Source organism: Limimaricola litoreus (assembly GCF_024159025.1).
Taxonomy (GTDB): Bacteria; Pseudomonadota; Alphaproteobacteria; order Rhodobacterales; family Rhodobacteraceae; genus Limimaricola; species Limimaricola litoreus.
This window is the reverse complement of the sequence record NZ_JAMYXC010000202.1, coordinates 1-886: the sequence shown is the minus strand read 5'-3', so window position 1 is coordinate 886 and position 886 is coordinate 1. Positions and strand designations below refer to the sequence as shown.

General features: G+C 71.0%; 1 protein-coding gene. It reads right to left on the bottom strand.

The features are described from left to right. On the bottom strand, nucleotides 1–886 hold an 886-nt coding region (locus NHG85_RS13070), incomplete at both ends, for an aldehyde dehydrogenase family protein (RefSeq protein WP_253333048.1).

Here is an 886-nt window from a genome sequence, read left to right as displayed (position 1 = left end):
TTCATCAGCACGCCCTCGCCGCCCCCGGCGATCAGCCGCGCGCCCTTTTGGGTGGCGTCCTCGATCAGGCCGCGAACCCGCTCGGCGGCGGCGGCGTCGATCATCGCGCCGAGCGGGTGGGCGGCCTCTTCGGGGTCGCCCGCGGTCAGGCTCTCGACCTTGGCGGCGAGCTTTTCGACAAAGGCGTCGGCCACGGCATCGACGACGATGATCCGCTCGGTCGACATGCAGATCTGGCCCTGGTTCATGTAGGCGCCAAAGCCCGCGGCGGCGACTGCGGCGTCGAGATCGGCGTCATCGAGCACGATCATCGGGGCCTTGCCGCCCCGCTCCAGCAGCGCGGGCTTGAGGTGACGCCCGCAGCTTTCGGCGATGATCCGGCCCACACGGGTCGAGCCGGTGAAGTTCACGCGCCGCACCGCCGGATGGACGATCAGCGTCTCGACGATGCCGGGGGCATCCTCGGGCGCGTTGGAGATCGCGTTGACCGCGCCGGCCGGAAAGCCTGCCTCGGCCACCGCCTCGATGATCAGCGCATGGGTGCGCGGGCACAGCTCGGAGGTCTTCATCACCACGGTGTTGCCGCAGGCCAGCGGCGTCGCAATGGCGCGCACGCCGAGGATCACCGGCGCGTTCCACGGCGCCATGGCGAGCACGACGCCCGCGGGCTGGCGCAGGGCGTAGGCGGTGGTGCCGGGGCGGTTCGAGGGAATGATCTCGCCCTTGACCTGGGTGACGAGCCCCGCCGCCTCGATCAGCATCTCGCCCGCCAGCATGCAATTGAAGCGCGCCCAGGCTTCGGTCGCGCCGGTCTCTGCCTTCATCGCGGCAACGATGGCATCCGATTTCGCGGCCAGCGCCTCGGCGGCGGCGAGCAGCGTCCGGC